Origin of the sequence: Dolichospermum flos-aquae CCAP 1403/13F (assembly GCF_012516395.1) — a bacterium.
GTDB classification, from domain to species: Bacteria; Cyanobacteriota; Cyanobacteriia; order Cyanobacteriales; family Nostocaceae; genus Dolichospermum; species Dolichospermum lemmermannii.
In genome coordinates, this window is record NZ_CP051206.1 from 3760180 (window position 1) to 3785693 (window position 25514).

Here is a 25514-nt window from a genome sequence, read left to right on the forward strand (position 1 = left end):
TGTCCACCTAATTATAACTTGCTGAAAAAATTTTTCAGGAAACCCCATTTAAAGTTTAATTTCTGCCCTTAATACTGTTGTATCACTTGTATTTGTGATTTGGAACCCAAGTTTTTCACATACTCGTTGCATACCTGAATTATCAGCTAAAATATCAGCATAGATACAGCAACTTTTCTCGTTTTTACCAACTTCTAACAATCTGCGGAGTAATTCTGTCCCTAAGCCTTGATCTTGAAATTTGTCGCTAACTAGCATAGCAAATTCTGCCGCGTTACTACCATGTAATTTACTTAATCTTCCTACTGCTAATATTTCCCTATTTTCTGTTTCGGGATTTTGGTATTCTGCAACTAAAGCCATTTCTCGATCATAGTCAATAAAGCATATTCGGGTGAGTCGTTCATGGGTAATGCGTTGACTCAATTTAATCATGTGGAAATAGCGGAAATAAACACTTTCTTCTGATAAGGTTTTGTGAAATTCTACCATTAATGGTTCGTCTTCGGGACGAATAGGACGAATAGTAATTGGTGTACCATTGTTCAATTTCCAATCACTAATATATTGACTAGGATAGGGACGAATAGCTAATTTTGGTAATTGATGTTTTTCCACATCGGCAGAATGTAAAACTATCCGCGCATCTAAGGCAATTAATCCTCCAGGATGTATAGGAGTGGGAGGAATAGCCAACAAGGGATTAATATCAATTTCTTTAATCCCAGGTTGTTCCACAACTAATTGACTAAATTCTACCATTAATTGTTCAAGAGCAGCAATATCAATACTTTTCCGTCCTCTGACCCCTTGCAAGGCTTTGTAAATTTTAGTTTGTTCCATCATTCGCCGGGCTAGGGTAGTATTGAGAGGAGGAAGGGCAATAGAACTATCTTGAAAAACTTCCACCAATTGTCCCCCAGCACCAAATAATAATACAGGTCCAAATTGCGGATCTAAACTACTCCCAATAATTAATTCATAGCCATCAGTTTTGATCATTGGTTGTACAGTTACACCGAGAAAATCTGCGGCTTTAGCTTTCTGTTTTACTGATGTTTCAATATTTTGATAAGCAAGTTTTACCGATTCCGCATTTTGCAGATTTAACTGCACACCACCCACATCAGTTTTATGGGTAATAGTCTGAGAATAAAGTTTTAAAACAACGGGATAACCCAGATTTTCTGCACATTCCACTGCTTTATCTGCACTTTCAGCAATGCAACCTGCAACTACAGGAATGCCGTAAGCGGCTAAAATGTCTTTAGATTCAAATTCTGTGAGAATTGTTCTTTTTGCTGTTTTTGCGGCTTGAATAATATTTTCGACTATGGAACAATTACGAGTATTAGCATCACAAGTTAATGTCGGTAAAACTGGAGTTTCATAAATACCGCGCAGGTTATAACTGGATTTCCACATATAACTAAATACCCGCGCTGCTGTATCGGGATAAGCATAAGTGGGAATACCTTGACGGTTAAGAATTTGTTGTCCCGCAGCTACATCAGCACCACCCATCCAACTGGCTAAAATTGGTTTACCAGACATTTGTACATAAGGTTTTAATTGTTCGGCTATTTGGGTAGGATCTGTCATTGCTTGAGGTGTTAAAATCACTAATAACCCATCACTATTGGGATCTTTTGTGACAATTTCTAAAGCTTTTTTATAACGTTGGGGATCAGCATCTCCTAAAATATCAATAGGATTATTATGACTCCATTGCGGGGGTAAAATGTCATTTAAGGAAGTCATTATTTCTGGAGAAATTGCTGCTAATTCTCCTCCATTTTCAATTAATGTATCTGTTGCTAATACTCCTGGACCACCAGCATTAGTTAAAATCGTCAATCGTGAACCTTGGGGACGGGGTTGTTTTGCTAATACTTCTGACATATCAAATAAATCAGAAATACTATTGACTCGTAATACCCCACAACGGCGAAAAGCTGCATCTAATACAGCATCATTTCCTGTTAATGCACCCGTGTGAGAAGCTGCGGCTTTAGCTGCGGCTGTAGTACGACCGGCTTTAATGACAATGATCGGTTTTGTTAATGCAACTTCTCGCGCTGCTGACAGAAAAGAACGCGCATCCCCAATGGATTCCATATAAATTACAATACTTTTAGTATGGGGATCATCTCCGAGATAATAAATTAAATCTCCCCAACCAATATCTAACATTGAACCAATGGAAATGAAGGCACTAAAACCAACATTCTCCTGTAAACTCCAATCAAGAACTGATGTACATAATGCTCCACTTTGACTAATAAAGCCAACTGTTCCTGGTAGTGCCATTTTACTAGCAAATGTGGCATTTAAACCGGAAATTGGATTCATTACTCCTAAACAATTGGGTCCAATAATTTTAATTTTTCCTCGGTGTGCTTGTTGCAGGATTTCCTGTTCTAAAGTTAGACCTTTTTCACCTACTTCTTTAAATCCGGCGGAAATAATAATTGCTCCTTTAATTCCGGACTCAACACCATCAGCAATAATTTTTGGGACTGTAGATGCAGGAGTGGCAATAACAGCTAAATCTATTTTTTCAGGAACATCAAATATAGTAGAATAAGCTTTAATTCCTAATATACTAGAATGCTGAGGATTAACGGGAAAAACAGTTCCTCCAAAGGGATTAGTGATTAAGTTCCAAAGTAGATTTCGTCCCACACTTCCGGGTTTTTCACTTGCACCAATGACAGCAACAGTGTTAGGTGCAAAAATGGCATCTAATGGGTTTAATTTCTCTGGACAAAAGATATTGTAAGGCTTGTTGATGATTGGTTTGATAGGTGCTTCCATGACTACTCCTTAATCAGTTATAGCGGTATGCTATTGAATGAGGTACAATATTGATGGAAAAAGCCCGTCTGGGAATGAATTCCCAGTCTCATAGCTAAAGTCAGCTAAAGATGACTAAAAATTCTCAAAAATCCTCAGTTTACTTAGGGCTTGCTGAATAAACCGAAAACCTAGATAGATTAAGAGTTTCCCGGTTAAAAAAGTGAATTAGGTGCAAGGAATAAGGATTGAAACCATTAAAAACCTATCACTTTCTGAAATTTGAGACTATTCTTCTCTCCTTCTAATTCTTCCTCCTGACTCGGTGACTCCTGACTCCTAGCCCTCACGAAAAGACTTTTTCAGCAAGCCCTACTTAAGTAAAGTTTGGCTATTAGCCCGAAAATATGGCTTACGCTACACCATCATTTCAGTGCGGGTATGGAAGCCAATAAATAAACTATTTTTAGCTGAAGTTGACACCACTGCTTCTGGACAGAACCCTATTTTTCAATTGTATTAAGAATTTGCATAATTGTAACTATGGCGATCGCTATACCTGTTTCTGCTGTTGGTGAAATGCGATCGCTCAGTTCAAAATTTACTCCTGGGACTGAGACTAACCACGCTGAGGGACAATGACCATAGAGGATTTGAGAAAGGGCAAGTAGGGATGACGGATTACTAATATGGGTATTAATAGTATTCAACTCAGACGGTAATAATGATTGCACCTGCACCTGACCAGATTGGGAATTGATACAGGCATCAACAAAAATTGCTAAATTGACATTTGCTAAAGGTGCAGCTAATTCTGGTGTCAATTGATGAACTGCAATGGATTGCACAGATGATAAACAACAATCTTTGATAGCTTTTGCCACTTGTTGTCCAATAGCATCATCACCACGTAAATCATTGCCATAACCAATCACCAATGCACGTACCATTATTTTTCAACTCTTTTGATCTAGTACAACACGGCATTTTTAATTTTCCTCCTAAATGTTTTTGAAACATCAAATAAATTGTTATTTTTGAAGTCATTTACTGAGCCATAAAACCTCCGTCTATGACAAGGTGTTCTCCCGTAATAAAGGAAGCCTGATCTGAACAAAGAAAAACTACTGCATTAGCAACTTCTTCTTCTTTTCCGACTCTACCCATGGGATGTTTGTTAATAAACTCTCGATAAAAAGGAATAGAAAAAAAAGGACGAGCCAGATCTGTATCAATCACCCCCGGACATACTGCATTAACACGAATATTTGATTGGGCAACTTCTAAAGCCACTGTTTTAGTTAAGCCTAATACCGCGTGTTTACTAGCTGTATAAAGATGTGTAGGAGATAAACCAGTTAACCCCAAAATTGAAGCACAATTAACAATTGTTCCCCCTCCCTGCTTCAACATTTGAGATATTTCATATTTCAGGCAAAGAAATACACCTTTAACATTGAGATTAAAGACTTGTTCATAATTTTCAACTGTTTCCTCTGTAATTGGATTGACACTCAAACAACCGGCATTATTAAAAGCACAATCAAGACGACTATAGATTTCAACGGTTTTTCCTATTAGATTTTTAACCTGTTTTTCTTGAGTAACATCAGTTTGAATAAAAAGACCTTCTCCACCTGCTTTTTTGATTAATTCAACAGTTTCTTCTCCTTCCTTAACCCTACGGGCGGCAACAACAACTTTTGCCCCTTCTTTGGCAAAGGCAACTGCTGTTGCTCGACCAATACCAGAACTAGCACCTGTGACTAAAACAACTTTATCTTCAAAGTTTTTCATAGTTTAAATCTGCTTTATTATAAGATTATAAAAAGTTTTTTACGACCCAAATTCCACCAAAAGGCATAATTGTATATTGGCAGGTGATGTGAATTAGCTGAATGCTTACGATTTATCCTTTGCTTTAAAACTAGCATAAAGATTTGAGAAATTTCTGATAAGACACAAAAACACTGAAAACAAACTTATGTAAACATAGCCTGTATTTTTTGCATATTCGTTATAACCCACATTCCGCCCACAGAAAGTCCATTTTGTGCTGATATAGGTACTTCAACTACCGCAGGTGAAATGCGGGGGTTATTCGGTTTTGCGGAAGTAAAAGGTAAAACTGTGACTTTGCTGCGTTGGTTGTTAAACAAAGTCCCAGAAATTATCAGTGCTGGACGAGTTTTTTGAATTTCTGTACCTACGGATGGGTCAAATGTTACTATCCAGATGCTTCCCATTCGGTAATCGCTATGTTTTGCCATTCACTTTCCCAACCTAATTCTAATTCATCAACCAAGGCGCAAGCTGCGGCTAGTGCTTCATCTTGTTGTTTTTCTTGCCATTGTTTCAAGAGATTTTCAATCAACGCACTACGGTTTTCAACTTTTTGGTCAATGTAATTTAGTAGTTCCTCTGGCAATGAAATTGAGATTTTAGCCATATCCTACTCACAGTCATACTATAAGTAGTATAGCCTAATTTGATATTTTTAGTCTAGTAGTTTGTAAATATAGAATTTGATTTAGTTCGGGTGATAATTTTGGTGATGAGGTGAATATTTACACGATGGCAGCGAACTACTTGCAGCAGCGCTAGTTCCCTCCGGGACGCTTCGCGAACGCTATCGCTCTATTAATCCCTAGTAATAGTTGGCAGAGTTAGCGCATCTCAAACCCTATTGACAAGGGGATTTATTTGATATGTGGGAGGATGTTCAAGTGACACAACTCAAGGTAAGTTAATATATAACCCATCTAGCCGCTGTATCTAAGTAATGTCAACAGGATTTAAGAAGAAGTGCAAAACCAGAACATCTGTTACACCCAGTGTAGACAGTAAAGAGATTACCAGTAACTTTCTGCAACACTTTACGGGAATAAAAGACCCTAGAGCAGAAAGAACTCGATTGCATTTACTCACCGATATTATGACCATTTCCTTACAGTGAGTGCATGGGCAAGTGAACATCGGTTAATTTTAGGGCAAACAAAGGTCAGTTGTAAATCAAATGAAATCACCGCAATTCCAGCACTATTAGAGACTCTGGACTTATCTGGCTGTATTATCACTATTGATGCAATGGGTACACAAAAATCAATTGCCGAACAAATCATAGCTGGAAATGCTGATTATATTTTAAGCCTAAAAGATAATCATCCCACCCTACATCAACAAGTGAAAAATTGGTTTAAAACAGCACAATCTCTAAACTTTAAGGGTGTTGATGTTAGTATTAGTCAACGGGTGGAAAAAGGACATCACCGCATCGAAAATCGGACAGTTTATACTGTTCCAATTTCACAATTACCAGCACTTTATGAACAAAACCAATGGGCAGGATTAACAACAGTAGTCATGGTAGTTCGTAAGGTTCAGCATTGGAATAAAACTACCCATGAAATTCAATTTTATATTACTAGTCTTGATAGTGATGCTAACAAAATTGGTAGTGCAATTCGACAGCATTGGGGGATTGAAAACTCTGTTCATTGGACATTGGATGTCACTTTCCATGAAGATGAATGTCGAATTCGTTCCATGCACAGTCCACAAAACTTTGCCTTACTACGTCGTATTGCCCTCAATGCCTTAGACAGAGAACCAACTTTTCGTCGCAGTATTCGACAAAAATCACGACGAGCTGCCATGAATGATCAATACATGGTTTCTGTGTTAGCAGCATCCATAGCAAACTATTCTCCTCTACTGTAATTCTTCTGTCAATAGCGTTTGAGATGCGCTAACCCTGCAATTAGATGCCACAAAAACAGCATTAGCATCTAATCATCAAAATTTAGGAGTGATTGACCACCTTAAACATAAACAAGATGGTGAAGGTTACTGGTTTAAGGATAATCGCGGTACTAATAAATACATGAATCACGATGCTTTATTTGCGATAGGTTCACCTTATCAGGATATAGGGGCTGTAGCTTCTAAATACGCAACTTTAACAGGGGATTACGACACTAGTAAAGATAATCCCCAATTTCAGGAGTATATAGAGCATTTAGTGAAAGCAGAGATTATTCAGATGGGAGGAAGACTACGAGCAAACCGTCGCACTGATGAAGCACTAACAATTTATCTCACCAGTGATGACGATTTAAGTTACCTACTAGATTATTACCCCGGTGCAACCTTAACCAAAACCACTGCTTTTGAGATTACACCAACAGCAGGTGATAGAGAACAGGTAAGCAGATATTATCTATTAGAAGCATTTAAGCAATGTATAGACACAGGAATTAAATGTACACAAAAAGCCGTTGCTAAAATAAGCAAATTATCACAGCCCTATATTTCTAAAATAGCTAGTAAATTTGGTGGGTTCAATGCCCTCAAAAAAATATTACTAGTCCTAATAGAAGCTCTATATAGGGGTAGTAATAATTTTTCTGGACTCTCAGAAGATGAAAAATTCTTAGTCAATGACTATTTACCTCTAATCAAAGATAGTCCACCTCCAGAAGTTGTTCAGGAATTGCTAGAAGTGGCTAAAGCTATTGGTTATCAGGCATTTAGCAGGATTACTAGGGAATTAGCACCGGATATTCTAGGGGCGTTTATTGGAGCAATAGTAGAGATAGCTATCGTGAAAGATGGGAGGGATGCCTTCCATACTGAAATTTATCGCTATCCCTTCTCTTAAATTATATAACTGCATAATCCGTATATTGCCGCATTTCCGGAGCTTGAAACCCCAACACAATATCTTCCTTTGCTACCCCCAGATCCACAAGTTCTTGGGCTACTCTCATTTCCGTCATATTTTGCTCAATCCAAATCTTTCCTTGCTTAATATCCAAATGTAAAACACAACCATATACCCGCCGATGGCCATCCCATCCCACATTCATGACCTGGTAATGGTCTTGTTTCGGATCAAAAACAGTGTAGCAATCTATCGACCCATTAGCGATGGGGATAGCAGCGTAATCTGTCAACAACGACTGAATTATATGCCGATAAGACTTTATGGTATCCATTGTACAATTACCTCTTGAATCGGGTCATAAATAATTTGTTTAATTTGATATCTTTCTAATGAAATTTGGGCAAATTCCCGCTTAAAAAAAGTTTCATAAGCAACTACAGGCACAGCTAAATAGAGAATACGAGTTGGATCACTGATTTCTAAGGCCAGCCGATAATTCAAAAACTGTCCTAACGCAGCATGGTAATCGGTTAGTGGTGAATCACTCAAAAAAGTTTTAATCTCAACTGCAATTTTTTCTTGGTCTCGCTCTGCTGCTAATAGTTGCTGGGCACCTAAGTCAATTTCAAACTTTGTTCCGCCTACTTCGAGTCGCAGGGGATCATCGGTTATCTGCCACTGCTCCTTTTCCAAAGCAATTCTAACCACAGCATGAAATCTATCTTTAGCTGCCATCGTTATCTTTCTCTAATTTACTTGCAATTATAGCCCACATTCCGCACCCCAAAATGTTACAGAGGGAAATTACGGAGATGAAAATCAAAGGGAGCATCAAAACAAACAGATAAAGTGAAAAAAGGCATTTGAGAAACAGTAAATCACCAAAAATGTCATCAAAACCTATTCTCAATAAGAAGCAATAAGAATGCACACCACCTGGAGAGGTCAATAGATAAGCGAAAGAAGATATTCAAGAAACAATTATAAGTTAGACTAATCAATTAAAGTAAAAAACGAAATTATAGACATAGTAAAATGGAGCTATAAATCAAAGAGATTAGCTCATCTTTACAAGAGAAATTAAATTGATAGAGATGATAATTAGCTGACTAATTGATAGTAACGTAAACAATCATCTGGTAAAAGACTCAAGATAAAATCTCTGTCCTTATTCCAATTAGAAATATGTTTCTCTTGGCTGAGTGTAACCAAATGAATACACTGAAAGCATTGAAAAATCCAGCGTAAAGTAGGACGATTAGTTGCTTTGCCTAATTGATTTTTAATTGTTGATTTAGACTCCAAAAGAGCATTTCTAATATGACGTTGAGCCAAAGTATAAACCAGTAGACATCAGGGGAAACGCATCTAAATTATCTTGACAGAATACTATATTAGTGCATCAATATGGGAAAATATCTAACTTCATTCAAAATCTGATAAATTCCTTTATTAAAATTATAAAAATTTCATAAATTTAGAGTAAGTATTTATTTTTAATGATGGATTTATTTTGTTCAGTTCTATATATTAATATCTATATTTTTTGGCATCAAAAATATAGATTCTATTGTAGAATCAACAGAAAAATAAATTGGTTATATTTATATTTGTCTATATTTTCTGATTTTTATCAGATACATTCTAAAATCTTCTCTAAATATTCATCATCCCATCCTGCACAAAACTGCTTACTTTTAGTTCCTAGTTTTTGGCTTTTTTCTTTTCCTAAAAGATTAACTGCTATATGACGAATAACTGCAAAGTTTTGTGGTGCATTATCCTTTCTTATCCGACAATCATCTTCTCTAAAAGCTACATCTAAAACCCAGTGTAATGAATTCTCTATACCCCAATGAGTGCGGACTGATTCTCCTAGTAATTTCGCATTATTTGTCAAACTACTTATATAATAGCCTGTCTCAACCTTCGTTTTTCCATTAACTTTTCGTATATATTCTACCATTCCTACACTTTGAAGATTTACCCATTTCTTATCAGTATCTATTCTTTCTTCTATGTCTGATAACATGAGATAATGACGAATCTCTTCTCTTCCATGTTTGTCTTCTTTTGTATGAAATTCACTATATTTGAATCCCTCAAACCCTTTAGATATAGCTTCTTTGAAGATTTCTTCTACATTCTTATATAAATTACCTTGATTCTTTTTGAGTGCGATAATATATTCGCCTGATTTTTCTGCAATTGATTTTACTATCTCTTTTTGACACCCCATCGCATCAATCGTTACTAAACATCCGGCTATATCTAATACTTTAATTAATTCCGGTATGGCTGTTATTTCATTTGACTTTTCTTCTACTTTACATTGTCCTAATACTAATTTATTACTAGTTGCCCATGCACTTACCATGTGAATCGCACCTTTATCCTTTCCTTTATCATATGAATGCCTTAATGTTTTCCCATCTATTGCTATGACTTCTCCTTCTGTAATTTTATTGATAGATTTTATCCAACTCAAAAAACAATTCTGAAATTGTTGCGGATCTATTCTCGCAAATACTCTGGCGAATGTATCATGAGATGGAATCCCGTTTGGAAGTTCTAAAAATTGTTTTAGCCATTTTTCTTTCTTTTTTCCATAAGCCTCCATCAATACCCAACTATCTACTCCACAGATCACTGCACAAATCGCAATGGTTACTATATCTATTAATTTATGCCTTTTTGTTCTCTCAACTCTTTTATCTTCTAAATCTTTAAAGTGATCTACTATTGTGATTTTTGGTGGTAGCTTCATTTTGTGAATTTTGTCTCTTTAGTTTTATTGAGAATACCACTTCAACTCATTTTATTGATTCTTATAGAAACGAATTTACCATCAAATTTTCTTCATACTCATTTATTGGCTTGATATTAACATGGTAATACTGCCCTTTTTATCTATTCATAGAAGTTACATTTTGTCAAAAAAAATTAGATGCGTTTCCCCTGGGTCTGTGGTCACGGGAATAACCGTAGGTGATGGTTATTTCTTTGGGTGATTTTACTGCTAATTCTTTTAATTCTGGACTATTTTCTACCTTTTGACTTTCAAATATTACGAATGGTAAGCTGGTATTATATTGCCCATGCACGTGCATTGATGATGAGTCTAGATGTGATGTTGATAGTGATACTCCAAATTTTTGGGCTGCTTTTACTGCGATGATAAAAAAGATTGTATCTAAGCCTTTTATAAACAGTTTATCCATGACTCTCCCCAATTTATCGTCGTTGAGATATTCTGGTTTTACTCCTGCTCCTATTAAATGCTCACAGGCTATTGTTTCAAAATATTTGGGAAACATATATAACGGTTTGGAGACAAATCCTAACCCGTTTATTATCATGGCTTTTACTACTTGACCTGCATTTACTTTTTCGTCCTTTTCGACTCCTATTAATTCATTTATTATTTCTACTATTCCGATTGAATCTATGATTCCTGCTACTATCCCTAGATGGTCTATGTTCTGAATTTCCATTTCTTGAGGTTTTAATTTCACAACAGTTTCCTCTCATACTTCTGTTGTTATCAATTATTTCTTATTTGGTTATCAATTCATTTTTTTCTTTTGTTACCAAGTTTCACTTTCTCACACCAGGGCAAGCGCATCTTATTTTTAGAATGCTTACTGGACAAAGGTTTTGACGATTGTTAATTTTTGTAACTAAAGGTTGAAACCCTTGCTGGGCATGGATTACAGAATTTAGGTGCGTTTGCCCTGTTTCTCACACCATTTCGCTTTTAATGCTATTTATTATCATTAAGCATCTTAATTTTTGAATTGACTTTAGTTATTATGTACTACTTTAAGGGCTTTTTTGATCTGTGACAGTTTGGGGTGCGGAATGTGGGTTAAAAATCTTTAATGCACCAACTCAATAGCCCGCTTAGTCAACGCTTCCGCAGTCAACCCATTAAAAGCCATCAACTCACCGACACTAGCCGTAGTTTCCCCACGCTTCCAGGCGAAAGAATCAAGCTTAGAATTACTGCGTAACATGATCGGTTCTAACATCGCCGCTGCGCCACCCAGCAATTAACCTATGACTTCAAAAACGGTTATTCAGTTTTAAAAAATTCTTACCTTGGGGTCGGGAACTCTAAATTGTGATCAAGCCTAATTTACGTTTTGAAGGCCGTATCCAACTCTTTGCTCCGAGGAGTACCCAAGGCTCACAAACTCATGGTATCTAATATCTACAGATTTGTCAAGTCTCTAAAACAAATAGTTCCAATTTCCGTAACTCTAAGTTATATACTCATCTTTAACGCATTTGTCTTATGACATAATTAATACTGAAATTTTTAACATGATTAACCCTATTACTTATGATAATCTTTGTATCATTTTTTCTGAATCACGCCTTTCAACGTATTTGAGTGCGACCAATGAAGATAAGATAGAAGCCTTGAAACTATATACACTGAATATGAGTTTATCAGAATCTCTATATTCATTCCTATGTGTATTTGAAATAGCTTTACGAAATCGTATTAGTAATGTACTTGTTAAAGAATTTGGGGATAATTGGTTTGAGGAAAAAGCAGGTAAGTGGTTAAATGGAAAAGCTGCAACGGAATGGCACGACAAAAATGGTAATACTCAAAGAGCAAGATTATTAAAACAGATAGACACAGCAAAAGAAGAAATTAACAAGCAGAATAAAAAAATTAATAACCCAATTTACCATAAAATAGTTACATCAGATACTTTAACTCCAGAGCTAAACTTTGGTTTTTGGACAGAAATTATGGGATCTGACTATGACAGAATTATATGGCATATTGTTTCTCCTCGTTATATTCATGAAGTTTTTCCAAATGCTCCTGAAAAACACAATTTTATGCGCGACATGAAACGAATAAGAAGAATTTTAAACGAAATAAGGATTATACGTAACCGTGTATTTCATCATGAACCTGTTTTTAATACTAGAAACTTATCATTTGATGGATTACTGACAACCTACGAAAATGCTAAGGAATTACTAGGTTGGTTAAGTGAAGACGCTTTATGTTTTTTTGAAGAAAATAATCAATTTGAGAAATTGGTAAATTCAATACCATCTAGCATGAGATCACTATCATAATATAATACCCCCATCCAATCAAACATTCAAATGGGAGTAATATCTCTTAATGCACCAACACGATCACAGCGAACTGCTTGCAGCAGCGCTTCGCTATCGCCCCATTAATCCCTAGTAATGCTTGGGTGAGATAACGTAAACAGATACAGGGTAAGGTTTTCAGGTGCGATTTAGTGTTATTAATAGTGGGTTTTGTTGGGTTTATTTGCGTCCAGGGCAAGCGCATCTTATTTTTAGAATGCTTACTGGACAAAGGTTTTGACGATTGTTAAGTTTTGTAACTAAAAGTTAAAACCCTTGCTGGGCATGGATTACAGAATTTAGGTGCGTTTGCCCTGTATTTGCGTCAACCCAACCTAATTACTCATATTTCTAAATCCTCATCTAATATTGTTGCAATGTCTCTTGCACCATGAATAACTCGCAAAATATCAATTTCTGATTCAGTGATACGATAAAAAATTAGATATTTTCTAAATCCTTTAATTGATTGTTGTCGAATATCTGCTAAATTGGGATGAGGAAAATCTGTCAATTTCCCCATAGCTGGAGTTTTAGCTAATTGTTTAAATGTTGTTTCTGCTGCTATTAAAAAGCGGTCGGAAACGTCTAAACTGTCTTCTGCTATGTAAGTGGCTAAATCTATCAAGTCGCGGATAACTTGAGGTCTTTTTTTAATTGCAAACATCATGGCTAAATTGCACTTTGACGTTTGTTAGTTTTTTCACGAACTGCTTGACGAATATCTTCCCAATCTTGTGCAGTCATTTCTGTTGCATTTCCTGAGTTTAATCCTTCTAAGAGCATTGTTTGTAGTCGTTCATTTGCTCTGAGTTTTTGGTCTTGTCGCACTAATTCCCGAAAATATTCACTAACGCTGCTGTAACCACCTTGCGCTACCTGTTCTTCTATATAATCGCGCATGGTGTCAGGTAAGGAAATATTCATACTTTTCATAATGTGAGTTCTTGAATATACTTTTTTATATTATGGCAGTTTTTGTCATTTTCTGCCATTGGTAGAAAAAACTATTCTTGATGGTTAGGTGGTTTGGATAATGTTGGGTTTTCTTGTGTCAACCTAAATTACTACTATTTAATGAACCACGTTCGCGTAGCGTCCCGTAGGGATAGACACGAAGTACACGAAGGAAGAAAAGAAGAGATTTGATTTTTATATCATTATTGTTGGGCTTTCTTGCGTCAACCCAACCTACTAACTAAGGTGATGATGAACTTACTAAATCGGCTGTTTCTCGATCTAAAACGGTGAGGGCTTCTTGAATTAATTCGACTTCATGAGTTTCAAAAAGTGATTCACCACATTGGTCACAAACCCATGCTGGAATTGCATCCCAAGAAATATGATAGCCTTTTCTATCAATGGTAAATGGGGCTGTTCCTCTGCAGGGGAAACGCATCTAATTTTTTTTGACAAAATGTAACTTCTATGAATAGATAAAAAGGGCAGTATTACCATGTTAATATCAAGCCAATAAATGAGTATGAAGAAAATTTGATGGTAAATTCGTTTCTATAAGAATCAATAAAATGAGTTGAAGTGGTATTCTCAATAAAACTAAAGAGACAAAATTCACAAAATGAAGCTACCACCAAAAATCACAATAGTAGATCACTTTAAAGATTTAGAAGATAAAAGAGTTGAGAGAACAAAAAGGCATAAATTAATAGATATAGTAACCATTGCGATTTGTGCAGTGATCTGTGGAGTAGATAGTTGGGTATTGATGGAGGCTTATGGAAAAAAGAAAGAAAAATGGCTAAAACAATTTTTAGAACTTCCAAACGGGATTCCATCTCATGATACATTCGCCAGAGTATTTGCGAGAATAGATCCGCAACAATTCCAGAATTGTTTTTTGAGTTGGATAAAATCTATCAATAAAATTACAGAAGGAGAAGTCATAGCAATAGATGGGAAAACATTAAGGCATTCATATGATAAAGGAAAGGATAAAGGTGCGATTCACATGGTAAGTGCATGGGCAACTAGTAATAAATTAGTATTAGGACAATGTAAAGTAGAAGAAAAGTCAAATGAAATAACAGCCATACCGGAATTAATTAAAGTATTAGATATAGCCGGATGTTTAGTAACGATTGATGCGATGGGGTGTCAAAAAGAGATAGTAAAATCAATTGCAGAAAAATCAGGCGAATATATTATCGCACTCAAAAAGAATCAAGGTAATTTATATAAGAATGTAGAAGAAATCTTCAAAGAAGCTATATCTAAAGGGTTTGAGGGATTCAAATATAGTGAATTTCATACAAAAGAAGACAAACATGGAAGAGAAGAGATTCGTCATTATCTCATGTTATCAGACATAGAAGAAAGAATAGATACTGATAAGAAATGGGTAAATCTTCAAAGTGTAGGAATGGTAGAATATATACGAAAAGTTAATGGAAAAACGAAGGTTGAGACAGGCTATTATATAAGTAGTTTGACAAATAATGCGAAATTACTAGGAGAATCAGTCCGCACTCATTGGGGTATAGAGAATTCATTACACTGGGTTTTAGATGTAGCTTTTAGAGAAGATGATTGTCGGATAAGAAAGGATAATGCACCACAAAACTTTGCAGTTATTCGTCATATAGCAGTTAATCTTTTAGGAAAAGAAAAAAGCCAAAAACTAGGAACTAAAAGTAAGCAGTTTTGTGCAGGATGGGATGATGAATATTTAGAGAAGATTTTAGAATGTATCTGATAAAAATCAGAAAATATAGACAAATATAAATATAACCAATTTATTTTTCTGTTGATTCTACAATAGAATCTATATTTTTGATGCCAAAAAATATAGATATTAATATATAGAACTGAACAAAATAAATCCATCATTAAAAATAAATAATTACTCTAAATTTATGAAATTTTTATAATTTTAATAAAGGAATTTATCAGATTTTGAATGAAGTTAGATATTTTCCCATATTGATGCACTAATATAGTATTCTGTCAAGATAATTTAGATGCGTTTCCCCTGAGCATTTGCCCAGTTATAGGCGTGTCTAGCTACTCCAGAAGCCTTGCGAAAAGCTGTAATCTGTCGGTTATTTGGAATTAGTGCAGTTTTGAATGATAAAAGCATTGATTCGACCTTTCAATGTTATATTATAGTAAGTATACCAACGATTAAGGTTAATGTCAATGAGATTTGAGAAAAATAATAAACTTGGCGCTAAAAAAATCCTCAAAGCTGAGTTAGACGCTCAACCAATTTGTTTTAAAGGTCGGAAAGGGCAAAGGGAGAAAATTAAAACCGTCCCTGACTGGCCGCAACGGTTAAGGGATTTTGTTGATCAACTTATTGAAGACTTAGACAAACAGTAAGATAAGGATAGTTATGGGTAGAAATTATCTAGCTGTTTCTACCCCCTGCTTCACTAACTAAGCAACGATTTTTACTGATTTGATACCCTTGCTACACCATTGAATTAGTAGCCATCGGTCAGAATCCTTGTCTAATGCAGGTTTAAGCCGAAAATTAAAAACGTCCTCCCATACATCCACACCATACTGATTAACAAAATCACGCTCTAACTTTTTGAATTGCTCCCAATTGCGATCGCTAATAGCAGTCAGCATAGGAACAATAGTAGTGATAGGAACTTGAGTAGCTGTTTCACTCATCTGAGTAATCCTCAAAAATACAAATAATTGGTAAATCTCCAGTTTCAGTGTCGATAATTTCGACTAATCGCTTACCTTTCCCTCTAGCAAGTTTTTTGCAACGCCCCTCAGTTGTAGCTGCGCCCCAATCTCTAGTTTCTGCTAGATAGTCAAATTTCCCCTTAGAACGTTTGATGTCATCTGCCATGCCAGGGTTAGCGTATCTCAAACCCTATTGACAAGGGGATTTATTTGATATGTGGGAGGATGTTCAAGTGACACAACTCAAGGTAAGTTAATATATAACCCATCTAGCCGCTGTATCTAAGTAATGTCAACAGGATTTAAGAAGAAGTGCAAAACCAGAACATCTGTTACACTCAGTGTAGACAGTAAAGAGATTACCAGTAACTTTCTGCAACACTTTACGGGAATAAAAGACCCTAGAGCAGAAAGAACTCGATTGCATTTACTCACCGATATTATGACCATTTCCTTACATACAGTGAGTGCATGGGCAAGTGAACATCGGTTAATTTTAGGGCAAACAAAGGTCAGTTGTAAATCAAATGAAATCACCGCAATTCCAGCACTATTAGAGACTCTGGACTTATCTGGCTGTATTATCACTATTGATGCAATGGGTACACAAAAATCAATTGCCGAACAAATCATAGCTGGAAATGCTGATTATATTTTAAGCCTAAAAGATAATCATCCCACCCTACATCAACAAGTGAAAAATTGGTTTAAAACAGCACAATCTCTAAACTTTAAGGGTGTTGATGTTAGTATTAGTCAACGGGTGGAAAAAGGACATCACCGCATCGAAAATCGGACAGTTTATACTGTTCCAATTTCACAATTACCAGCACTTTATGAACAAAACCAATGGGCAGGATTAACAACAGTAGTCATGGTAGTTCGTAAGGTTCAGCATTGGAATAAAACTACCCATGAAATTCAATTTTATATTACTAGTCTTGATAGTGATGCTAACAAAATTGGTAGTGCAATTCGACAGCATTGGGGGATTGAAAACTCTGTTCATTGGACATTGGATGTCACTTTCCATGAAGATGAATGTCGAATTCGTTCCATGCACAGTCCACAAAACTTTGCCTTACTACGTCGTATTGCCCTCAATGCCTTAGACAGAGAACCAACTTTTCGTCGCAGTATTCGACAAAAATCACGACGAGCTGCCATGAATGATCAATACATGGTTTCTGTGTTAGCAGCATCCATAGCAAACTATTCTCCTCTACTGTAATTCTTCTGTCAATAGCGTTTGAGATGCGCTAACCCTGGATGATATCCTCTTTATTCAAAATCACTCCCGTTGTCAAATTTTAATATTTCTACCCTGATTACTATTGATTGATAGTTAAGGGAGTATTAAGTTATTTTTTACATTTTAAACTGCACAAAATAGGATTTGATTTAGTTCAGGTGATAATTCTCAGGTGAGGTGAATATTTACACGATCTGCTTGCAGCAGCGCTTCGCTATCGCTCTAGTAATCCCTAGTAATGGTTGGGTGAGATAATGTGAACAGATACAGGGTTTTTAATGGTGGCTTATATTGTTGATAACCCACCCTACAGTAATTAAAAAGATATGAAATCAAACAAATGGATTGATAATTCTTACTTTATTCTCTATTAATTGATTATGTTGCATATCTTCTGAGTAAATCATGGAACATTCACTTAATAAAGCTGTAGCTATAATCAAACTATCCCAATAAGAGTAGTTATATTTTGCATTGATTTCTAATGCTTATATAACTTCTGTTGTGTTAATTGCTTGAACAGGAAAAGTATTCACTATATCTGATATGATTGTAATTGCATCTGTTTTTGATGTGAATTTTTTTCTAGTTAAAACATGAAATAATTCTCCTAAAACCTGAGTGCTAACTAACAGCGATGAAGAATAATTTTTGATAATTTCTGCAACTTTCTGGGATTTTTCTGGCGGATTTTTAGCATAGAGATAAATCCAGAGATTACTATCGAGAAAAATTTTATCTATCATAAATTTCTTCTCGATTAAATTTGTAGTCTGGGGGAAGTGGGAAGGAGTAGTTATTAACTCGCGCTAAGAATTGCTGTATTTTCGATTCTTGAAAATCTATTGGTTGTGTAGATTCGCCGGGTTCGAGAATCATGATTTGTATGGTTTTACCTTCTAATTCGGAACTTAGTTTTTCATTCAAAATAAGTTCACCATTGGTACAGGTTGCTTGGATAATTTGCAGCATTATGAATAACCTTAAATCCTATATAAAATTTTTCGGTATGATCTTATTATAAACTACGCACCGATAATTCTCAGGTGAGGTGAATATTTACGCGATCGCCCTAAACATCCCTAGTAATGGTTGAGTGAGATAATGTAAACAGATACAGGGTAAGGTTTTCAGGTGCGAACTGCTTGCAGCAGCGCTTCGCTATCGCCCTAAACATCCCTAGTAATGGTTGAGTGAGATAATGTAAACAGATACAGGGTAAGGTTTTCGGGCTGCGATCGCTCTACTAATCCCTAGTAATGCTTGAGTGAGATAAGGTAAACAGATACAGGGTAACGTTTTCAGACTGCGATCGCCCTACTAATCGTTGGTGATGGTTGGGTGAGATGATGTGAACAGATACAGGGTTTTTGGGTTGTAATAAGTACGTTATTAATGGTGGTTCCCGAAATTATTAAATATTATTAAATTTTCGTTGTTATTATTTTATTTCCTATATCATAATACGCTGTATACTACAAAGCTAAATAACGGAACAATAATTATGACATTTCAAATAACTCCAGAAAATACCCAAAATAAATCTGCTTTGTTGGAATATTTTAGAGAATTAGGAAATGAAAAACTTTCTGAAATTAGAAGAGAAGTCGGTAATAAAAATTATCAAAAAATAACTCCTCATATCAATAAAGCAATCAATAAAACTAAGAATGATTTTTTACATACAATTATTGAAACTGCAAATCAAAATAATTGGAATGATCAAGATAAACTTTCCTCACTTCTTTTCACTACTTATTGCGCTCATGTAGTAATGCTTGATTTACGTCATGAAGTGTGGCCTTATGAATATATGGCATTTTCTCGACGAATTGGTGAGCTTTGGGAAAATTTTGTAAGATTACCATTTTTGTACCCGCCAAAAGCAGCAGAATTAACCTCTTTTGTACCACCACTTTTTTCTGAAGTCAGAAAAAATCTAAAAAAAGATATTGAAGAATATATTGATACTTTGTTCATTTCTCAAGAACAAAAATATGAACTTATCAATTATTATGAAAAAGTATGGGTGCTAGTAGATTCTGGTGAAATAAGTCTTGAGTTAGATTTTCATGCTATTATTAGAGGTAAAAGATTCAATATAGATTTTAAAAGTGGATTTGGCTCAAATGAGAAAGGAAATACCAACCGACTGCTTATGGTAGCAACTATTTATTGTAATTTAGAAGATGAATATAGTAATATTCTGCTCGTTCGCGCTAAAGAAGATTTGAATAACAATTACTTTAGAACTTTAAAAAAGTCTCATGTTTGGAATGCATATTGTGGTGATGAAGCTTATGAAAAAATTGGTGATTTTACAAATTTTGATATGCGAACCTGGATAAATTCAAGTATTGATTGGCAAAATGATTTATTAAGTACAACAGTAAGTGATTTTGAGAAATTTAATTTAATGGGATATTTACAATGGTAATAGAAACAAGATATAGAGATAAATACCAAACTTATTTTACATCAGATCAATCTTTATCTTCATATATGGTTTCACTATTGAGACTAGAAACGAATGATAAACTACTTGAACCTTGTGCAGGAGAAGGACATCTTTTAGCAGCAGCACTTGGTATTAATAAAGATATATCATCTGTCGCTTATGAATTACATCCTGAACACGCAAAAAGTCTCAAATTAAAGTTTAGTAAATTTAAAAATGTAGAAATACGAGAACGTGATACAATTTTTTGTCCAGATTTAGACCTATGCGAATCTTTTGGTCATAAATTTACAAAAATTTTGGGAAATCCTCCCTATGGAGGTTGGCAAGAATACGAGCGTCGTACAGAATTAAAAAGAAAATATCCAGGATTTTATATTAAAGAGACATATACTATTTTTCTACTACGTTGTCTCAAATTGCTTGCTGAAAAAGGACGACTTGTATTTATTATTCCTGACACTTTTTTATATCTTCACAGTCATATTACTATTAGACGTTATCTTCTCGAAAAATTTACTATTGAAAGTGTAGATGTTTTTCGTTCATCTCTATTTCCTGGTATTTCATTTGGTTATGCTGGTCTTTGTATTATTTCTATACGTGCTGAAAAACCAAAATCGAACCATTCTTTTTCCGTAAGATATATTAAATCTTTAGGAGATTTTACAGAATCTCCAAATATCAAATCTCATGGTAATAATATCATTCAGAAAAATATTTTTGATAGTGAATCTCTATCTATTCCTATATCGCCTAATGAATCAGTTTTTAATAATTTGTCAAATAATATAACTAAAATGGCTGATATTGCTGACTGTGTGACAGGTTTCTACTCAGGAAATGATAGAGTTTTTCTGCGGAAAGCATCTGCTTTAGTCAAAGGTTCTCCTGATTATTTAGTCGTTAATTCTACTTGTATTGAAACTAAACCTTCTACATTAAAAAGTCCTTTAAATGGAATAGAAGGATCAAAGCATTTTATTCCTGTTCTTAAAGGTGGTGGTTATAATTTTGTAAAACCAACTCAATGGTATGTAGATTGGAGTCAGGATGCAGTTGAACATTATAAAACAAATAAAAAATCAAGATTTCAAAACTCATCCTACTATTTTAAAACAGGAATTGGCTTTCCTATGGTGACATCTAAACGTCCTACGGCTGCATTAATTGAGGAAAGTCTTTTTGATCAATCTATAGTAGGAATTTTTCCTAAATCTTCAGTTGATTTATATTTTCTATTAGCTTATTGTAACTCGCCAGTATTTTGGGTTTGCTTAAAAGATATTAACCCATCTGCAAATAATTCTGCTAGGTATATTTTAAAAACTCCTGTAATTCTACCAGATGAGGATACTCTAAAATATATCTCTTTGAAAACTCAAGAATTACTAGTAGAACTCAAACAAGGTAATAAACAAGTATTATGTGAAATTCTACAACAAGAAATTATTGATTCTATTATGAAATATGTTCATAAGCAGGTATCTCATAAAATGGTAGATACATCTGTTATCAATCTTCTTTCACAGTTCTAAAATTATAGAATGTGTTTGTCTTGTTGTAACATAAAAACCGCAAATAGAATAAGATAAAATTTCCTTTAAAAATATACCTTATTCTATCTACGTTACAGTCTAAAAATTTATTTTTTAATCCTTAATGCACCAACTCAATAGCCCGCTTAGTCAACGCTTCCGCAGTCAAACCATTAAAAGCCATCAACTCACCCGCACTTGCCGTAGTTTCCCCACGCTTCCAGGCAAAAGAATCACGCTTAGAATTACTGCGTAACATGATTGGTTCTAACATCGCCGCAGCGCCACCTGTCACACCAATTAAGGCATCTCCACCAAACAATTGCTCAAAATCGGCATCACTTAAAAAACCGTTATCAGGTTCAGAACAAGTATCCCAAGCAGTATCATGAGGACGATATAAACGACGAGGATTGATAATAGAAACAATCTTCACACCAATACCTTCAGTTTCTAAAAATGCCGCCGCTTCAAACACAGGAATTAAAGTCAAATCGCCAATTACAGCAAATACAACAGTCTTCCCACCAGCCACTTCATGTAATAACACCGCACCATCAATTAAGCCTTTTTCAGTTTGGGCAAAAGTGCTACGAATTGGCAAAGGAGACTTACTAGCAGTAATGACAATGCCCTTATTTTTTGTTTGCAAAGCCCAGTTATAACAGACTTGAATACTATTAGCATCTGGGGGAAATAAAGGGAAGACATTTCCTGTTCTCATCAAAGAAGCAAAATAAGCTTCTATTTCTGGTCTTTGGTGAGTCCAACCGTTGCGTCCTTGTTCTAATGCCCCGGCTGTAAATAATGTAATTGTCGAGGGAGTTTGACGGCGTAATTCTGCCATTGCTTGGGTTACTGTTTGCCAAATTGGTAAACCATTGATGGCAAAAGATTCATAGGAACACCACAAAGTTCTCGCCCCCATCAAGGATAAACCAGCCGCTAATCCGGCACAAGCATCTTCGCTCAAAGGTTCGTAAACTTGACCTCCTGGGGCTTGATTATATAAATCATCAGTGGTGGGGTGATTGATTTTTAAAGCTTGGTTAATGTTAGCAATTCCTGATGCTTCGTTACCGTCAGCATTAGTCACGAGGAAATTTTTATCCTTATTTCCTACTATTCCCACTAACCTTCCCATTGCCGTTGTCGCCACTTGGGGAACTGCCCTAACCTTATATTCTTCTAATGGTAATTCCCCTAAATCTGCTAAGGGTAATTCAAATTCTGTCACCACAGTTTTCGCAGCCGGACCACCTCCAGCCCGTTCCGCATTTGTCCGCACAATTTGCCATGCTGCGGCTGATAATGCCCGTTTTTGTAATGCGGTGACAATATGGGGCGCGTCTAATGTATCTTTAGGATAGAGGTTGTGTGATTTTGCCCCCAAGGCGTGAACCCCTGCCCCTTTGAGTTGTTTGATAATAAATACCGTCAATTTACCGCTAAGTGCAGAACGGGCAGCTTTATCCATACCTACTAATACCGCTTTGGTAAATTCTAGGCGTTTCTCAAAAGAAAATGCGGTACTATCAACGTATTCACCGGCTTGATTTTGGTCGTCAAAATCTTTGGCATTGACTAATACAACTTCGGCAAAACCGTTACCTTGCCAATAGGCGATCATCTCTGCGTTGGTTTTCAAGGATACCATGCTGTGGTGTTCTTGGCTGTAACCGTTCCACACCAATACGGGTAAGAAGTTGGTAACGGTGGGGTAAGCGGTGTTGAAATGTGCCATTGAACTCATGATATAGGGTTCACCCAGTCCCCCGTCTCCCACAGTGAAGGGGAAGAGTTTGTCACGGTGCAACAGGGCTGCGGCCATGGCGAAATGTTGTCCTTGTCCCAGGGGTCCAGCCGGTGCGAGAATACCGGGAATGTAGCCAGAAAGGTGTCCTAATAATCCATGCTTTTCTCGAAAGCGATCGCGCAATTGTTGTACTGTAGAAATGCCCATGTCTTCTAAGGAACGGTCTAAGAACATGGCGCTATAAAAACCGGGGGCGTGGTGTCCCACTTCCGTGATAATGTTTTTATGTCCCAGCATGACCAAAGCTGCATAAGCTTCCGCTTGGCTGGCAAAACCGCCGGGATGGCCAGAAGCCTTACTAGCAGTGATTTGTAGGGTTAGATAGCGTAGGGCATCAGCCGCCAGTAAGGTTTGATATACTGCTGTTGTATCTGTGGCATCTGTTATAGATATATTACCAGATGCGATCGCTGGTGTTGCCCCATAAGTTTCAAAATCTGGCAATGCTTCCCCAAAATATTGTATCCCTTCACAAAAATTTGGAACTGCGGAAGCTGCCTTTGTCGTAATTACTGTCATGTTGAGTACCTGAATAAAATCGGAAAAACTTGAGTTTCTGGTTTAATATAACCAAAATTTTACATCTTTAAGGATCTAATAGTTAATTGCTTTTTCGCAATATCACCATAAGTAGGTTAAATACTCATCTCACATGATTACTTGTTTTTCCTTTCATGTCATTACATCAGTATACGTAGGGGTTTAGCAGTGCTAAACCCCTACACATCTAGTTTTTTTTATAATCTTGTGAAAATTCAAATCTCAAGGGTTTATAGTTGAAGTTGAGTTATTCTGTAATTAATTGTGTAATCAAAACAGGAGAAAGTTATGCAACTACTACCAGGACCAAAAGTATCAGCTACTATTCAAGTTTTAAACTGGATATTCAGACCCATGAGTTATTTGACAGAATGTGCCAAGACTTATGGTGATTTATTCACTTTAAAATTGCAAAGTAATTTACCACCAATGTTATTTGTTCATTCTCCTGAAGCAATGCAGCAGGTGTTAAGTAATGATCAAAAAGACTTGGAAGCACCAGGAGATTTAAACAGTATTTTTCAATATTTACTGGGCAAAAATTCTGTCATTAGTCTTAGTGGTAAAGCACATCAACGTCAACGTCAATTAATTATGCCTCCTTTTCACGGGGAAAGAATGCGAACTTATGCAGAATTAATTGAGAATATTACCACAAAAGTTTTTAATCAACAACCAAAAAATCAATCTTTTAATATTAGGAACATTACCCAAGATATCACTCTTCAGGTAATGATGGAAGCTGTTTTTGGCATTTATGAAGGAGAACGAGCAGAAAAACTTAAACATTTACTTTGTGAAATTTTAGAACAGGGTAGCAGTCCTTGGAGAGTTGCTTTTCTCTATCTTCCCAAATTGAAAGAAATCATAGGAATTTCTGAAATTTGGAAAAGACAAATGAAGAAACAGGAAAAAGCTGATCAACTCATTTATCAGGAAATTCAAGAAAGAAGAGAAAATTTTGATCCTAATCGCACAGATATTCTTAATTTACTTATGTCTGCTCAAGATGAAAACGGTCAACCTATGACTGATGCAGAATTAAGAGATGAATTGATGACTTTATTAGTCGCAGGTCATGAAACTACAGCCACAACTATTTCTTGGGCTTTTTACTGGATTCATAAACTCCCGGAAGTTCGAGAAAAGCTATTAGTCGAATTGGATAGTTTAGGAGAAAATCCTGATTCTAATACTATCTTTAAATTGCCATATTTAACTGCTGTCTGTAATGAAACATTAAGGATTTATCCCATAGCAATGCTCACTTTTCCTAGAAAGGTAAAAACACCTATTTCTCTTTGTGGTTATCAACTTGAAGCAGGTACAATTATTATGGGTTCAATTTATTTAACTCATCAACGGGAAGATATTTATCCTCAACCTGAAAAATTCAACCCAGAACGCTTTTTAGAAAAACAGTTTTCTCCCTATGAATTTCTACCTTTTGGTGGTGGTGCAAGACGTTGTATCGGTTTAGCATTTGCCCAAATGGAAATGAAATTAATATTAGCTAAAGTTCTGAAAACATGGTCAATGAAATTAGTTAATACCGATGAAATTAAACCACAAAGACGGGGTTTAGTTACAGGTCCAAATGGTCCCATAAATTTAGAAATTTAGAATCTTCGTCAACCAGAATCTGTAAATTTAGAAACAGT

27 protein-coding genes and 3 pseudogenes are annotated in these 25514 nt (G+C 35.7%); 10 read left to right on the forward strand and 20 right to left on the reverse strand.

The window, feature by feature from the left end; translation table 11 throughout:
- Positions 1 to 48: 48 nt before the first annotated feature.
- The 5 genes from HGD76_RS18145 to HGD76_RS18165 form a co-directional block, all read right to left on the reverse strand.
- On the reverse strand, positions 49 to 2817 hold the full coding sequence (locus tag HGD76_RS18145; RefSeq protein WP_168696600.1) for a bifunctional acetate--CoA ligase family protein/GNAT family N-acetyltransferase: 2769 nt from the start codon (positions 2815 to 2817) through the stop codon (positions 49 to 51).
- A 482-nt stretch (positions 2818 to 3299) separates the two neighbouring features.
- Positions 3300 to 3746, reverse strand: a complete 447-nt coding sequence (locus HGD76_RS18150; protein WP_148765446.1) for a hydrogenase maturation protease — start codon at positions 3744 to 3746, stop codon at positions 3300 to 3302.
- Between the two features lie 97 nt (positions 3747 to 3843).
- Complete coding sequence (locus HGD76_RS18155; protein WP_168696601.1) at positions 3844 to 4593, reverse strand: SDR family oxidoreductase; 750 nt, start codon at positions 4591 to 4593, stop codon at positions 3844 to 3846.
- A gap of 185 nt (positions 4594 to 4778) precedes the next feature.
- Positions 4779 to 5066 carry a type II toxin-antitoxin system PemK/MazF family toxin gene (locus tag HGD76_RS18160; protein WP_233466919.1) on the reverse strand — a complete coding sequence of 96 codons (288 nt, stop codon included), beginning with the start codon at positions 5064 to 5066 and terminating at the stop codon, positions 4779 to 4781.
- Positions 5024 to 5245: a ribbon-helix-helix domain-containing protein gene (locus tag HGD76_RS18165; RefSeq protein WP_053538672.1), complete on the reverse strand. Its 222-nt coding sequence runs from the start codon at positions 5243 to 5245 to the stop codon at positions 5024 to 5026. Before HGD76_RS18165 ends, HGD76_RS18160 begins: the two co-directional genes overlap by 43 nt.
- 333 nt (positions 5246 to 5578) lie before the next feature.
- Here HGD76_RS18165 and HGD76_RS26300 point away from each other — a divergent pair, with 333 nt between their 5' ends.
- From HGD76_RS26300 to HGD76_RS18175, 3 genes and pseudogenes are all read left to right on the forward strand, one after another.
- Positions 5579 to 5752, forward strand: a complete 174-nt coding sequence (locus HGD76_RS26300; RefSeq protein WP_407644784.1) for a hypothetical protein — start codon at positions 5579 to 5581, stop codon at positions 5750 to 5752.
- Positions 5746 to 6516, forward strand: a pseudogene (locus tag HGD76_RS18170) (ISAs1 family transposase); the annotation flags it as partial. The gene HGD76_RS26300 and the pseudogene HGD76_RS18170, both read left to right, overlap by 7 nt.
- Positions 6517 to 6604: 88 nt before the next feature.
- Positions 6605 to 7456 carry a hypothetical protein gene (locus HGD76_RS18175; RefSeq protein WP_210967645.1) on the forward strand — a complete coding sequence of 284 codons (852 nt, stop codon included), beginning with the start codon at positions 6605 to 6607 and terminating at the stop codon, positions 7454 to 7456.
- A gap of 1 nt (position 7457) precedes the next feature.
- Here HGD76_RS18175 and HGD76_RS18180 read toward each other — a convergent pair whose 3' ends face one another.
- The 6 genes and pseudogenes from HGD76_RS18180 to HGD76_RS18205 form a co-directional block, all read right to left on the reverse strand.
- Positions 7458 to 7793 carry a XisI protein gene (locus HGD76_RS18180; protein ID WP_039203727.1) on the reverse strand — a complete coding sequence of 112 codons (336 nt, stop codon included), beginning with the start codon at positions 7791 to 7793 and terminating at the stop codon, positions 7458 to 7460.
- The gene (locus tag HGD76_RS18185) at positions 7781 to 8197 is read right to left on the reverse strand and encodes a XisH family protein (protein ID WP_039203728.1); all 417 of its coding nucleotides are present in this window, start codon (positions 8195 to 8197) and stop codon (positions 7781 to 7783) included. The genes HGD76_RS18180 and HGD76_RS18185 overlap by 13 nt, the downstream gene beginning before the upstream one ends.
- Positions 8198 to 8563: 366 nt before the next feature.
- Positions 8564 to 8815: pseudogene (locus tag HGD76_RS18190) on the reverse strand (IS1634 family transposase); the annotation flags it as partial.
- A 280-nt stretch (positions 8816 to 9095) separates the two neighbouring features.
- A complete protein-coding gene (locus tag HGD76_RS18195) occupies positions 9096 to 10229 on the reverse strand; it encodes an ISAs1-like element ISAsp2 family transposase (RefSeq protein WP_168694588.1) in 1134 nt (377 codons plus the stop codon).
- Positions 10230 to 10422: 193 nt separating this feature from the next.
- Positions 10423 to 10956: pseudogene (locus HGD76_RS18200) on the reverse strand (IS1634 family transposase); the annotation flags it as partial.
- A 384-nt stretch (positions 10957 to 11340) separates the two neighbouring features.
- The gene (locus HGD76_RS18205) at positions 11341 to 11493 is read right to left on the reverse strand and encodes a hypothetical protein (protein WP_210967655.1); all 153 of its coding nucleotides are present in this window, start codon (positions 11491 to 11493) and stop codon (positions 11341 to 11343) included.
- A gap of 295 nt (positions 11494 to 11788) precedes the next feature.
- Between HGD76_RS18205 and HGD76_RS18210 the strand changes: the two genes are divergently transcribed.
- Entirely contained in the window at positions 11789 to 12568 is a 780-nt protein-coding gene (locus HGD76_RS18210; protein WP_168696602.1) for an Abi family protein, read from the forward strand.
- 364 nt (positions 12569 to 12932) lie between these two features.
- Here the strand turns inward: HGD76_RS18210 and HGD76_RS18215 are convergent, their stop codons facing one another.
- The 3 genes from HGD76_RS18215 to HGD76_RS18225 all read right to left on the reverse strand — a co-directional run bounded on the left by HGD76_RS18215 (position 12933) and on the right by HGD76_RS18225 (position 13988).
- Positions 12933 to 13259, reverse strand: a complete 327-nt coding sequence (locus HGD76_RS18215; protein WP_233466920.1) for a type II toxin-antitoxin system RelE/ParE family toxin — start codon at positions 13257 to 13259, stop codon at positions 12933 to 12935.
- Positions 13260 to 13261: 2 nt separating this feature from the next.
- Complete coding sequence (locus HGD76_RS18220; RefSeq protein ID WP_053538670.1) at positions 13262 to 13525, reverse strand: type II toxin-antitoxin system ParD family antitoxin; 264 nt, start codon at positions 13523 to 13525, stop codon at positions 13262 to 13264.
- 262 nt (positions 13526 to 13787) lie between these two features.
- On the reverse strand, positions 13788 to 13988 hold the full coding sequence (locus HGD76_RS18225) for a YgiT-type zinc finger protein (protein ID WP_168696603.1): 201 nt from the start codon (positions 13986 to 13988) through the stop codon (positions 13788 to 13790).
- A gap of 180 nt (positions 13989 to 14168) precedes the next feature.
- On the opposite strand from HGD76_RS18225, the gene HGD76_RS18230 reads away from it, so the two are divergent.
- The gene (locus tag HGD76_RS18230; protein ID WP_168694588.1) at positions 14169 to 15302 is read left to right on the forward strand and encodes an ISAs1-like element ISAsp2 family transposase; all 1134 of its coding nucleotides are present in this window, start codon (positions 14169 to 14171) and stop codon (positions 15300 to 15302) included.
- 261 nt (positions 15303 to 15563) lie between these two features.
- Here the strand turns inward: HGD76_RS18230 and HGD76_RS18235 are convergent, their stop codons facing one another.
- Positions 15564 to 15686 carry a helix-turn-helix domain-containing protein gene (locus tag HGD76_RS18235; protein WP_233466921.1) on the reverse strand — a complete coding sequence of 41 codons (123 nt, stop codon included), beginning with the start codon at positions 15684 to 15686 and terminating at the stop codon, positions 15564 to 15566.
- Between the two features lie 59 nt (positions 15687 to 15745).
- Between HGD76_RS18235 and HGD76_RS18240 the strand changes: the two genes are divergently transcribed.
- Positions 15746 to 15928 carry a hypothetical protein gene (locus HGD76_RS18240; protein WP_027401740.1) on the forward strand — a complete coding sequence of 61 codons (183 nt, stop codon included), beginning with the start codon at positions 15746 to 15748 and terminating at the stop codon, positions 15926 to 15928.
- Between the two features lie 57 nt (positions 15929 to 15985).
- On the opposite strand, the gene HGD76_RS18245 is transcribed toward HGD76_RS18240, so the two are convergent.
- Positions 15986 to 16228: a hypothetical protein gene (locus HGD76_RS18245; RefSeq protein ID WP_039203720.1), complete on the reverse strand. Its 243-nt coding sequence runs from the start codon at positions 16226 to 16228 to the stop codon at positions 15986 to 15988.
- Positions 16221 to 16415 carry a hypothetical protein gene (locus HGD76_RS18250; RefSeq protein WP_168696604.1) on the reverse strand — a complete coding sequence of 65 codons (195 nt, stop codon included), beginning with the start codon at positions 16413 to 16415 and terminating at the stop codon, positions 16221 to 16223. The genes HGD76_RS18245 and HGD76_RS18250 overlap by 8 nt, the downstream gene beginning before the upstream one ends.
- A 123-nt stretch (positions 16416 to 16538) precedes the next feature.
- Here HGD76_RS18250 and HGD76_RS18255 point away from each other — a divergent pair, with 123 nt between their 5' ends.
- Positions 16539 to 17480 carry an ISAs1 family transposase gene (locus HGD76_RS18255; protein WP_168696605.1) on the forward strand — a complete coding sequence of 314 codons (942 nt, stop codon included), beginning with the start codon at positions 16539 to 16541 and terminating at the stop codon, positions 17478 to 17480.
- Positions 17481 to 17989: 509 nt separating this feature from the next.
- On the opposite strand, the gene HGD76_RS18260 is transcribed toward HGD76_RS18255, so the two are convergent.
- Complete coding sequence (locus HGD76_RS18260) at positions 17990 to 18247, reverse strand: PIN domain-containing protein (RefSeq protein ID WP_168696606.1); 258 nt, start codon at positions 18245 to 18247, stop codon at positions 17990 to 17992.
- A complete protein-coding gene (locus tag HGD76_RS18265; RefSeq protein ID WP_039203455.1) occupies positions 18237 to 18473 on the reverse strand; it encodes a hypothetical protein in 237 nt (78 codons plus the stop codon). Before HGD76_RS18265 ends, HGD76_RS18260 begins: the two co-directional genes overlap by 11 nt.
- 532 nt (positions 18474 to 19005) lie before the next feature.
- On the opposite strand from HGD76_RS18265, the gene HGD76_RS18270 reads away from it, so the two are divergent.
- The gene (locus tag HGD76_RS18270; protein WP_168696607.1) at positions 19006 to 19938 is read left to right on the forward strand and encodes a hypothetical protein; all 933 of its coding nucleotides are present in this window, start codon (positions 19006 to 19008) and stop codon (positions 19936 to 19938) included.
- Entirely contained in the window at positions 19932 to 21497 is a 1566-nt protein-coding gene (locus HGD76_RS18275; protein ID WP_168696608.1) for an Eco57I restriction-modification methylase domain-containing protein, read from the forward strand. The genes HGD76_RS18270 and HGD76_RS18275 overlap by 7 nt, the downstream gene beginning before the upstream one ends.
- A 121-nt stretch (positions 21498 to 21618) precedes the next feature.
- Here HGD76_RS18275 and HGD76_RS18280 read toward each other — a convergent pair whose 3' ends face one another.
- Positions 21619 to 23832, reverse strand: coding sequence for a phosphoketolase family protein (locus HGD76_RS18280; RefSeq protein WP_168696609.1), 2214 nt, complete (start codon positions 23830 to 23832; stop codon positions 21619 to 21621).
- A 309-nt stretch (positions 23833 to 24141) separates the two neighbouring features.
- Here HGD76_RS18280 and HGD76_RS18285 point away from each other — a divergent pair, with 309 nt between their 5' ends.
- Entirely contained in the window at positions 24142 to 25476 is a 1335-nt protein-coding gene (locus tag HGD76_RS18285) for a cytochrome P450 (RefSeq protein ID WP_168696610.1), read from the forward strand.
- Positions 25477 to 25514: the final 38 nt, after the last annotated feature.

Bases quoted from the DNA above. Each gene is read 5' to 3' on its own strand.
- HGD76_RS18225 (WP_168696603.1), bottom strand. From the start codon at position 13,988: ATGCGTTTCCCCTGCAGAGGAACAGCCCCATTTACCATTGATAGAAAA.
- HGD76_RS26300 (WP_407644784.1), top strand. From the start codon at position 5,579: ATGTCAACAGGATTTAAGAAGAAGTGCAAAACCAGAACATCTGTTACA.
- HGD76_RS18240 (WP_027401740.1), top strand. From the start codon at position 15,746: ATGAGATTTGAGAAAAATAATAAACTTGGCGCTAAAAAAATCCTCAAA.
- HGD76_RS18165 (WP_053538672.1), bottom strand. From the start codon at position 5,245: ATGGCTAAAATCTCAATTTCATTGCCAGAGGAACTACTAAATTACATT.
- HGD76_RS18235 (WP_233466921.1), bottom strand. From the start codon at position 15,686: ATGCTTTTATCATTCAAAACTGCACTAATTCCAAATAACCGACAGATT.
- HGD76_RS18195 (WP_168694588.1), bottom strand. From the start codon at position 10,229: ATGAAGCTACCACCAAAAATCACAATAGTAGATCACTTTAAAGATTTA.
- HGD76_RS18215 (WP_233466920.1), bottom strand. From the start codon at position 13,259: ATGATGTTTGCAATTAAAAAAAGACCTCAAGTTATCCGCGACTTGATA.
- HGD76_RS18255 (WP_168696605.1), top strand. From the start codon at position 16,539: ATGTCAACAGGATTTAAGAAGAAGTGCAAAACCAGAACATCTGTTACA.
- HGD76_RS18220 (WP_053538670.1), bottom strand. From the start codon at position 13,525: ATGAAAAGTATGAATATTTCCTTACCTGACACCATGCGCGATTATATA.
- HGD76_RS18270 (WP_168696607.1), top strand. From the start codon at position 19,006: ATGACATTTCAAATAACTCCAGAAAATACCCAAAATAAATCTGCTTTG.
- HGD76_RS18185 (WP_039203728.1), bottom strand. From the start codon at position 8,197: ATGGCAGCTAAAGATAGATTTCATGCTGTGGTTAGAATTGCTTTGGAA.
- HGD76_RS18145 (WP_168696600.1), bottom strand. From the start codon at position 2,817: ATGGAAGCACCTATCAAACCAATCATCAACAAGCCTTACAATATCTTT.
- HGD76_RS18250 (WP_168696604.1), bottom strand. From the start codon at position 16,415: ATGGCAGATGACATCAAACGTTCTAAGGGGAAATTTGACTATCTAGCA.
- HGD76_RS18280 (WP_168696609.1), bottom strand. From the start codon at position 23,832: ATGACAGTAATTACGACAAAGGCAGCTTCCGCAGTTCCAAATTTTTGT.
- HGD76_RS18260 (WP_168696606.1), bottom strand. From the start codon at position 18,247: ATGATAGATAAAATTTTTCTCGATAGTAATCTCTGGATTTATCTCTAT.
- HGD76_RS18210 (WP_168696602.1), top strand. From the start codon at position 11,789: ATGATTAACCCTATTACTTATGATAATCTTTGTATCATTTTTTCTGAA.
- HGD76_RS18265 (WP_039203455.1), bottom strand. From the start codon at position 18,473: ATGCTGCAAATTATCCAAGCAACCTGTACCAATGGTGAACTTATTTTG.
- HGD76_RS18245 (WP_039203720.1), bottom strand. From the start codon at position 16,228: ATGAGTGAAACAGCTACTCAAGTTCCTATCACTACTATTGTTCCTATG.
- HGD76_RS18205 (WP_210967655.1), bottom strand. From the start codon at position 11,493: ATGTTAGAACCGATCATGTTACGCAGTAATTCTAAGCTTGATTCTTTC.
- HGD76_RS18155 (WP_168696601.1), bottom strand. From the start codon at position 4,593: ATGAAAAACTTTGAAGATAAAGTTGTTTTAGTCACAGGTGCTAGTTCT.
- HGD76_RS18230 (WP_168694588.1), top strand. From the start codon at position 14,169: ATGAAGCTACCACCAAAAATCACAATAGTAGATCACTTTAAAGATTTA.
- HGD76_RS18180 (WP_039203727.1), bottom strand. From the start codon at position 7,793: ATGGATACCATAAAGTCTTATCGGCATATAATTCAGTCGTTGTTGACA.
- HGD76_RS18150 (WP_148765446.1), bottom strand. From the start codon at position 3,746: ATGGTACGTGCATTGGTGATTGGTTATGGCAATGATTTACGTGGTGAT.
- HGD76_RS18160 (WP_233466919.1), bottom strand. From the start codon at position 5,066: ATGGCAAAACATAGCGATTACCGAATGGGAAGCATCTGGATAGTAACA.
- HGD76_RS18275 (WP_168696608.1), top strand. From the start codon at position 19,932: ATGGTAATAGAAACAAGATATAGAGATAAATACCAAACTTATTTTACA.
- HGD76_RS18285 (WP_168696610.1), top strand. From the start codon at position 24,142: ATGCAACTACTACCAGGACCAAAAGTATCAGCTACTATTCAAGTTTTA.